7 protein-coding genes are annotated in these 8,803 nt (G+C 64.2%); 3 read left to right on the top strand and 4 right to left on the bottom strand.

Annotated elements, in window-relative coordinates; all coding sequences use genetic code 11:
* Positions 1 to 79: 79 nt before the first annotated feature.
* A complete protein-coding gene (locus X730_RS154940) occupies positions 80 to 1,270 on the top strand; it encodes an integrase core domain-containing protein (protein ID WP_023826017.1) in 1,191 nt (396 codons plus the stop codon).
* Positions 1,271 to 1,634: 364 nt separating this feature from the next.
* Here X730_RS154940 and X730_RS154945 read toward each other — a convergent pair whose 3' ends face one another.
* The 3 genes from X730_RS154945 to X730_RS154955 all read right to left on the bottom strand — a co-directional run bounded on the left by X730_RS154945 (position 1,635) and on the right by X730_RS154955 (position 4,800).
* Positions 1,635 to 2,201, bottom strand: coding sequence for a DUF6101 family protein (locus X730_RS154945; RefSeq protein WP_023668457.1), 567 nt, complete (start codon positions 2,199 to 2,201; stop codon positions 1,635 to 1,637).
* A 184-nt stretch (positions 2,202 to 2,385) separates the two neighbouring features.
* The gene (locus X730_RS154950; RefSeq protein ID WP_023826016.1) at positions 2,386 to 3,816 is read right to left on the bottom strand and encodes an FAD-binding oxidoreductase; all 1,431 of its coding nucleotides are present in this window, start codon (positions 3,814 to 3,816) and stop codon (positions 2,386 to 2,388) included.
* Positions 3,817 to 3,834: 18 nt separating this feature from the next.
* A complete protein-coding gene (locus X730_RS154955; protein WP_023709889.1) occupies positions 3,835 to 4,800 on the bottom strand; it encodes an L-threonylcarbamoyladenylate synthase in 966 nt (321 codons plus the stop codon).
* Positions 4,801 to 5,172: 372 nt separating this feature from the next.
* Here X730_RS154955 and X730_RS154960 point away from each other — a divergent pair, with 372 nt between their 5' ends.
* A complete protein-coding gene (locus tag X730_RS154960) occupies positions 5,173 to 5,631 on the top strand; it encodes a hypothetical protein (RefSeq protein ID WP_023706636.1) in 459 nt (152 codons plus the stop codon).
* Positions 5,632 to 5,790: 159 nt separating this feature from the next.
* A complete protein-coding gene (locus X730_RS154965) occupies positions 5,791 to 6,180 on the top strand; it encodes a hypothetical protein (protein ID WP_023826015.1) in 390 nt (129 codons plus the stop codon).
* Between the two features lie 76 nt (positions 6,181 to 6,256).
* On the opposite strand, the gene glyS is transcribed toward X730_RS154965, so the two are convergent.
* Positions 6,257 to 8,725 (bottom strand): glycine--tRNA ligase subunit beta, encoded by a 2,469-nt coding sequence (glyS, locus tag X730_RS1000000165240; protein ID WP_023826014.1) that lies wholly within the window; start codon positions 8,723 to 8,725, stop codon positions 6,257 to 6,259.
* Positions 8,726 to 8,803 lie beyond the last annotated feature (78 nt).

Genomic DNA, 8,803 nt, shown 5'->3' with positions numbered 1-8,803 from the left:
GTGTCCGAACCGGATAGATAGGTAACAGAATGGACCGATAGCATGGGTGACAGTTTTCTTGTCCGCCGGAGGACCGGCGATGGTTTGGCGAGAGACTGGCATCATGGACGAGCGGCTACGGTTTGTTGTGGAGTGTCTTTCTGGGGATGAGACGATGGTTGCGCTTTGTGCGGCCTACGGGATCTCACGCAAGAACGGCTACAAATGGCTAGGACGCTATCGGACGTTTGGGCCTGAGGGTTTGCACGACCTGCCGCGAGCCCCGCTCAATCATGGCCGTGCGACAGCTCAGGATCTGGTTGAGCGGATTGTGGCGGCCAAGGAGCTGCATCCGCTTTGGGGTCCAAAGAAGATCGTGGCACGGCTCAGGCGCACGGCTCCCGAGTTCATGTGGCCTTCAGCCTCGACGGTCGGCGCGATCCTTGCGCGGCATGGGCTTGTCCGCGCCCGCAAGCGACCCCGCCTGCGGGCCTGCGGCAATGGACCCTGGCCACAGCCGCAAGAACCGAACGCGGTGTGGACTGGCGATCACAAGGGCTGGTTCCGGACCCGCGACGGCTGGCGTTGCGAACCCTTGACGGTGATGGATGCGTCGAGCCGCTATCTTCTGGCGCTCGAAGCGACGGGGTCGACGGCCGATAGCGAAGCCTGGCCGGTGTTCGAACGGCTGTTTGAAGAGCATGGCCTGCCGGATCGCTTCAGAAGCGACAATGGCCCGCCCTTCGCATCGGCCGGCGTCACCGGGCTGACGCCGCTTGTCGTGCGCTTCATCAAGCTCGGCATCACCCTGGAGCGGATCGCACCCGGCAGGCCACAGCAGAACGGACGTCACGAGCGCTTTCACCTGACCATGCTGCCGATGGCCGAGGCACCGGAAGCCGACCGAACGGCACAGGGCCAGGCCTTCGAGACCTTCCGCCACAGCTACAATGAGGAACGTCCCCATGAGGCGCTGGGCATGGATACGCCCGCCCAGCACTACCGGTCCTCACAGCGCGCCATGCCCAGGACACCACCCGAGCCCGTCTATCCGGCCGAGGCCTCGGTCCGCCGCGTGCGCCACAATGGCGAGATCCGATGGAATGGCGGCTTCATATATGTCTCGCAAGCGCTGGCGGGCGAACCGGTCGCTGCGTTGGAGACCGAAGACGGACAATGGACACTCTCATTCCATGCCCACCCGCTCGGCATCATCGACACACGGCACATGAAGCTTGTCCGCCGCAGCGCCGCGCCAACCAATCCGCTTGGCGCTGCGGCGGACGCATAGGGGGAGAGAAGTGTCACCTATGTATCCGGTTCAAAGTGTTACCCATCTATCGGCTGGNGGCGGACGCATAGGGGGAGAGAAGTGTCACCTATGTATCCGGTTCAAAGTGTTACCCATCTATCGGCTGGACAGCGGCAGCCGGATGAGGGGCAGCGCCAATCTTTGCAGTTGAGGTGAGATGCACAGCGGCGATATTGCGAGAAATGCCTCGGTCAGCGCCGCCCCTCATCGCCCTGCAGGGCGTTGGTCACTCGAAAAGCCAAGCAATTGGCTTTTCGTCCGCTACGCGGACCGCTCCTCAACCCCCGTATAGTGACGGGGAGAAGAAGGCTGTCGTCGGCGGTTTCGCCAATCGCCGGTCAAGCTACTCCCGCGAAATAATCTCCTGGCCGTCGATCACCAGTCTCAGCCCGAGATTGCCGGCCCTGCGGCGGGCGAGGAAGCGCGGGCGGCGCGTGGTCGAGACCCGGCCCTTGCGGCGATCCTTGGCCGGCAGCGCCTTGATGGCGGCGCCGAGCGATTCCTCAAGCGTGCGGGCAATGCCGTCGGATTCGATCAGCAGCATCTGCAGCCGGTAGGCGTCGGCCCAGGCGCGCCAGTCGGCGGCGACGTCGTCGAGATCGTCGGCCACCAGCAGCGGCACCGACAGCATCGGGTCGTTGTGCAGGAGTTCGAGGGTTACCGTGACATTGCCTTGCGCATCCTCCATCGCGCGGGCGGCGACGCCGCGAAACGCGTTGGCGGGCAGCGCGATGATCGCCGGCACGCCGCTCATCTCGAGCGTGCGGCGGATGACGGCGCCGCGCTGGTCGATGGTGAAGGTAACGTCGCCATAGTCGTCGCGCGTGGCATAGCTCACCACTTGCGGCAGGCGGAATGGGTCGAGGCGCATGTTGCGCCCGGCCCAGACGGGCTTCAATACACTGTTCATCTGCTGCCTTCCTGTGTTTCTCCTGAGAGCCGCTTTCACGGATCCCACCGGGCCAGTTTTCCCGGCCTCGTTGTGTGAAACATTAGCGCGAGCTTCTGCCGCGCGGCTTAAGAAAGTCAGTTAAATTTTGCTGATCTCAGGCGATGGTTATCGGAATGAAACCAGCCACAAAATGTTGAAAGGATCAGATAACCTTACCGGGATTCATGATGCCGGCCGGATCGAAGACGGCCTTCACCCGGCGCATCAGTTCGATCGCCATTGGCGGCGCGGTGGCGATCAGTTCGTCGCGCTTCAACTGGCCGATGCCATGCTCGGCCGAGATCGAACCGTGGAAGGAGCGCACGACATCGTGCACGGCATGGTTCATGGCGTGGTAGAGGCCGAGAAACGCTTCGTCGTCACCGCCCTCCGGCCGGGAGATGTTGTAGTGCAGATTGCCGTCGCCCATATGACCGAAGCAGACCACGCGCGCCTGCGGACTGACCGAAGCCACTGCACCGGCCGCCTTTTCGATAAACGCCGGGATGGATGCCACCGGCACCGAAATATCATGCTTGATCGAAGCACCTTCGGGCTTTTGCGAATCCGGCAGCACCTCGCGGAAGTTCCAGAACGCGTCGCCCTGCGCCAGGCTGGCCGCGATCACCGCGTCGCCGACGATGCCTTGCTGGAGGCCTGCCGACAGCACTTCTTCGATCAGCCCCCTGGCGTCCTCGGCTGAACGGCCCGACGACACCTGCATCAACACATACCATGGCCAATCCTGCGCCAGCGGCCGCGTGACGCCCTGCGCATGGCGCAGCGTGAAATCATACGGACGCCGGCCGATCAGCTCGAAGGCGGTGAGTGCCGCCCCTGCCCGGTCCATCGCCAGGCTGAACAGCGAAAGCGCTGCTTCCGGCGACGACAGGCCGGCAAAGGCCACTTCGCGCCCCTTGGGCTTGGGAAACAGTTTCAGCACCGCTGCGGTGATGATGCCGAGCGTGCCTTCGGCGCCGACGAACAGGTTCTTCAGATCGTAGCCGGTGTTGTCCTTCTTCAATTTGCGCAGATCGTCGAAGACCTCGCCGGTCGGCAGCACCACTTCGACGCCGAGGCAGAGTTCGCGCGCATTGCCATAGGCAAGCACGCCGGTGCCGCCGGCATTGGACGAGAGATTGCCGCCGATCTGGCAGGACCCTTGCGCGGCGAGCGACAGCGGAAACAGCCGGTCGGCGGCATCGGCCGCTTCCTGCAGCGTCTGCAGGATAACGCCGGCCTCGACTGTTACCGTGTTGGAGAAGACGTCGATCTCGCGAATGCGGTTCAGCCGCGACAAAGAAAGCACGATCTCGCGGCCGGATGCGTCAGGCACCTGGGCGCCGACCAGCCCGGTGTTGCCGCTTTGCGGCACGACCGGCGTTCCCGTCTCGCTCGCCAGGCGCACGATCCGGCTGATCTCGTCGACGCTGCCGGGGCGCAGCACCAAGGCGGTCCTGCCGTGCCATAGGCCGCGCCGCTCGGTCAGATACGGCGCAATATCGGCCTGGTCGCGCAGCGCATATTTGTCGCCGACGATTGCCGCGAAGCGGGCGATGAGAGCGGGATCGAGGTCGAAGGGTGCGTCGTTCATGGGCGCAAACTATGGCGCTCAATCGAGCTTGTCACGGGGGGCAGCGGCACGAAACAGCCGATCGTTGATCGCCTCGCCGAGCCCATCGAACGGGATCGGCTCGACGGCGATCGTCGCCGCACCGCTGCGGTCGAGTTCCTGCAAATACGCGAACAGATTGCTTGCGGCTTCGCGCAAATCGCCTGACGCGGACAGGTTGCGCAAGGCGGCCGCCGCTTGCCAGCCTTCGGCGCGGTCGCCACCAAAGGCCAGCAAGGCCTCGCCTTCAGCCACACTCTGTGCATCGAGCCGCACCGATGCGCGCGGCGCATAATGCGACGCCAGCATGCCGGGCGCCTCGATGCCGGCTGTCGCGCCGCGCTGCAGCTTAATGCCGGTGACGGCCTCGATATCGGCGGCAGCGATGCCGCCTGGCCTCAGCAGCCGCACGCTGTTGCCTTCGACCTTGACGATGGTCGATTCCAGCCCGACCGGGGTGGCGCCGCCATCGACCACCAGCTGGATTTTGGCGCCGAGATCGGCCGCGACGGCTTGCGCGGTCGTGGCGCTGATCTTGCCCGAAGAGTTCGCGCTGGGCGCGGCCAACGGCCGGCCGAGTCTGGCGATCAGCTCGCCGCCGAACCCCCTCGGCATGCGCAGCGCGATCGTATCGAGCCCGGCGGTGACCAGCGGATGGATGCCGTTGCCGGGTCGGAGCGGCAGCACCAGCGTCAGCGGCCCCGGCCAGAACGCCTCGGCCAGCCGCTTCGAAAGCGGGTCGAAGATCGCAATGCGCTCGGCCATCGCCAGATCGGCGACATGGGCGATCAGCGGGTTGAAGCGCGGCCGGCCCTTGGCTTCGAAAATGCGGGCGACGCCGACGCCATTGGTCGCGTCGCTGGCCAGTCCATAGACGGTCTCCGTCGGGATGGCGACGACGTCGCCGCCCTCAAGCAGCGCCAACGCCTGCTCCATCGCTTCGCCGACGGATAGTATCTCAGCCACTCGCTTCACCTCACAGGCACCGGACCTAAAGCGCGTCGCGCTGAACCGGATTCATGCGACGCGCTTTAGGTCTTTGTTTTGATGCATGTCGTTCTCTCAAAACCGGGGCCACTTTTGAGCGACATGCATTAGAGCGGTTCAGCGGTTCGCTGAAACGCTCTAAGTATTTGTTTTTGCGCAATTCCGGACGGAAAACCGCTACTCACTTTTCCTGGAATTGCTCTAATACGGCAGTGGTTTTCGGGCAAGCCGGCGTTGGCGAATTATCAATGCCTAAAATGCTACGTTTCCCTGCAAGCCGGCATCAATCCACTGGGGTTAAGGCTATTTGCGGTTAGGGCTGGCGGCTTGTCGGGCAAGGGGACGGTTTCGATGTCGATGCGTGTGCTTGGAGCGCTTGGTTTCACCCTGGCGGCGATGACCGGTGGGGCGCACGCCTCGTCGATCGTCTTTCTCGGCGTCTCGACCTCGACGCCATCGGTCATCAAGGTTGGCGGATCCGAACCGGTCAGGATCGCCTCGTCGCCATCGATCGTCGCACTCGGCGATGCCCAGCCCGATGTGACTTATGAAAAGGTCGCGGCGATCCCCGAAAAGCCTAGGCACGGCCAGGACCCGATGATCATTCGCGGCGGCATCGTCGGCGGCGCCTTCGCCGCGCCGGCTCCGGCCAGGGCGAGCGCCGCGGCGCCGGCGACTGAGCCGACGGCAGAGACCGCACCAGCCGGAACTGCAACGGCATCGAACGGCAAGCCCGAGTCGCAACCGGCAGCGCCGCAGCCGGCAGCAACACCGCAGCAGCCGATCGAGGGCGTCGGCAAAGCCGAGTAGGCCATTCAGCCAAAACAGTCGGCCAAGACAGTCGGCCGATCCATGCCGCTTGACGCCGATCGACGCCCCGGCGCAGGATCGGCTTGGCGGCGGCGGCCCCAATTTCGCCAATCGGGTTTGGCATGAGCGCGCCGGGTTCTAGGAGAGCGAGGGGTTATCATGAACATGACGAAATCTTTGACTATTACCGGCCTGTTGCTGGCGTCACCTATAGGTGTCGGCGGCGCGCAGGCCGGTGACGAGCTAGGGTCCTACGTCGCGCGCATTTCCGATCGCGACCACCATGCCAGCGACGGCTATGAGCTGAGCAGCGCAGCACAGATGGTGCGGCAGGACCGTGCCAACTGGCACAAGTTCCACCGGCGCGATGCCGACGACCAGGGCGATGACTGGTTCCGCAGCAACGATGATCGCGCGTATCTGGAACGCATGCTGAAGCGCGGTGGCGCGATGAGCTCCTCGACACGGAACGCCATCGTCAATGGCGAGCCGCTGATCCAGGTCGACGTCTATTCAGACAGCGTGCATGTCAGCATTTTGGAGGACTGACGGAGTCAGCCTCGGGAGGACTGAAAACAAGACGGGCGGCGTGTGAACGCCGCCCGTGTTCGGGCTTGTCCGTCCCTTAGCCAGCTATTCTGGAAAAATCCGCGACCTGATCGGTGGCCGTGCGGATGCGAGCCAGCAGCGCCAGGCGGTTGGCGCGCACGGCCTGGTCCTCATCATTCACGAGAACGCGTTCAAAGAATGAATCAACCGGTTCACGCAACAAGCTAAGCGCCAGCATGGCGGCGGAAAAGTCTTCGTTTTGAATCGCTTCGCCGGCTTCTCTCTCCGCCTGATTCACCGCCGCAAACAGCGATTTCTCGGCCTCCTCGCGAAACAGCGCCGGCTCAACAGTCGCGGCGACGCGCGTTTTCTTCTTCTCCTCGGCAGCCAGAATGTTGGCCGCGCGCTTGGCGCCGGCGAGCAGGTTCTTGCCGTCCTCGGTGTCGAGGAAGGACCCTAGCGCCTCGACGCGGCGCACGATCTGCAGGAGGTCATCCGAGTGCGATTGGCCGATCTCCCCCCTTGTGGGGGAGATGCCCGGCAGGGCAGAGGGGGGCGCGCCAGAATGAGAGGTCGGCGGGACAGCGCCCCCCTTTGTCGGCTTCGCCGCCCCCAAAAGGGGGGAGATTGGCGCGCTTCCACCACCTGCCAGCACGGCGTCAATGAGATCATGCCGAGCGCCCTGGTCGCGGAGATAGACTTTCAGGCGGTCGTGGAAGAAGGCGAGGAGGTCGGGCCCAAATGCCCGTCCAGCCTTGGACGCGAGATAACTCGCCGTTTGATAGGCACTATCGAAGAGCGATGTCAGCGGCAGTGAGATCCCATTCTCGATCAGGATTCTCACCACGCCAAGCGCGGCCCTTCTCAGCGCGTAAGGGTCCTTAGACCCCGTCGGCTTTTCATCAATGGCCCAGAAACCGACCAGCGTATCGATTTTGTCGGCCAGCGCGACGGCAATCGACACCGGATTGGTCGGCACGCTATCCGACGGACCTTGCGGTTTGTAGTGCTCCTCGATCGCCGCGGCCACGGACGGATGCTCGCCCTGCAGCAGCGCGTATTTGCGGCCCATTGCGCCTTGCAGTTCCGGAAACTCGCCCACTGCTTCTGTCGTGAGATCAGCCTTGGCCAGCACGGCGGCGCGAGCGGCGAGCGCGGTAATCTCCCCCCTTGAGGGGGAGATGTCGCCGAAGGCGACAGAGGGGGTCGTCTCGCGTGGAGTGCCAACTCCCTCTTTCTTCGAGAGACCGGACGGCGTCGCGGCAGCCGAAGCGACCCCCTCTGGCCTGCCGGCCATCTCCCCCTCAAGGGGGGAGATCGACTGCGCCACTGTTGGCGCCAGCTCCTGCGCCAGCCGCTTGATCCGCTCCACCCGATCGCCTTGCGTACCGAGCTCGGCGTGAAAGGTGACATTGAGATGGTCGAGGCGGGCCATGCGCTGGTCGAGCGGCTTTTTCAGATCGAGCCCGAATTTCTTCGCCGACGCCTCGAGCTGCTCCAGATCCGGCAGATCGCCCTGGTCGGTCTTCCAGAAATACAGCGCGTCCGACAGGCGGGCACGCACCACCTTGCCGTTGCCGTGCGCGATCTCCTTGCCGCCATCCTTCGCCTCGATGTTGGCAGTGAGGATGAAGCGGTTGGAAAGGTTTTCGCCGTCGCCTTGCGGACGGGTGACAAAGCATTTCTGATTGGCGCGAATGGTCAGCCGCACCACCTCGGGCGGAATGGCAAGAAAGGCCTGCTCGAATTCGCCCATCAGCACCACCGGCCATTCGACCAGGCCCGACACTTCCTCCAGCAGCCCTTCGTCCTCGACCAGATCGAGCCCGTTGGCGAAGGCGAGGTTGCGGGCGTCGGCAAGGATGATCTCCTTGCGCCGGTCGCCGTCGAGCACGACCTTGGCTGCTTCCAGCTTGGTCACGTAATCCTCGAAGCGACGCACGGTGATTTCACCCGGCGCCATGAAACGATGGCCGTAGGTGATATTGCCCGAGCGGATGCCATCGATCTCGAAATCGACCACCACCGGCTCCTCGGTCTCCGGCCCGAAGGTGCACAGAATCGTCTGCAGCGGCCGCACCCAGCGCAGCGAACCGGGCTTCGCCGAAGCCGGCCCCCATCGCATCGATGTCGGCCAGGGGAAGCCGCGAATGATGGCCGGCACCAGTTCGGCGATGATTTCTTCCGCCGCCCTGCCCGGCTTCGAAATATGGGCGACGTAGAAGTCGCCCTTCTTCGGATCGGAATGGACATGCGCCTCGGCAGCCGAGGCAAGACCTGCCTTGCGCAGAAAGCCCTGCACCGCCTGTTCCGGCGCCGTCGTCGACGGCCCCTTGATCTCCTCGTGGATATCCTTCGAGCGCGCGGTCAGGCCCCTGACATCGAGCGCCAGGCGCCGCGGCGTCCAGTATTCGCGCGCGGCGTCATAGGTCAGACCCGCCTCGACCAGACCGTCGGTCAGCATCTTCCTGAGATCGCCCGCCGCCTTGCGCTGCATACGGGCGGGGATTTCCTCGGAGCGAAGTTCCAGCAACAAATCCGGCATCAGAGTTTCTCCACCCGCATGCCTTCTCCCTGATTGCGCGTCCTCGCGCCTCCGGCGCTGCGGTTGCGCGGCCGGGCG

It is taken from the genome of Mesorhizobium sp. L103C131B0, assembly GCF_000502275.1.
Taxonomy (GTDB): Bacteria; Pseudomonadota; Alphaproteobacteria; order Rhizobiales; family Rhizobiaceae; genus Mesorhizobium.
Note: the sequence above shows the minus strand (reverse complement) of the source record. Positions and strands in the feature narration are given on the sequence as shown.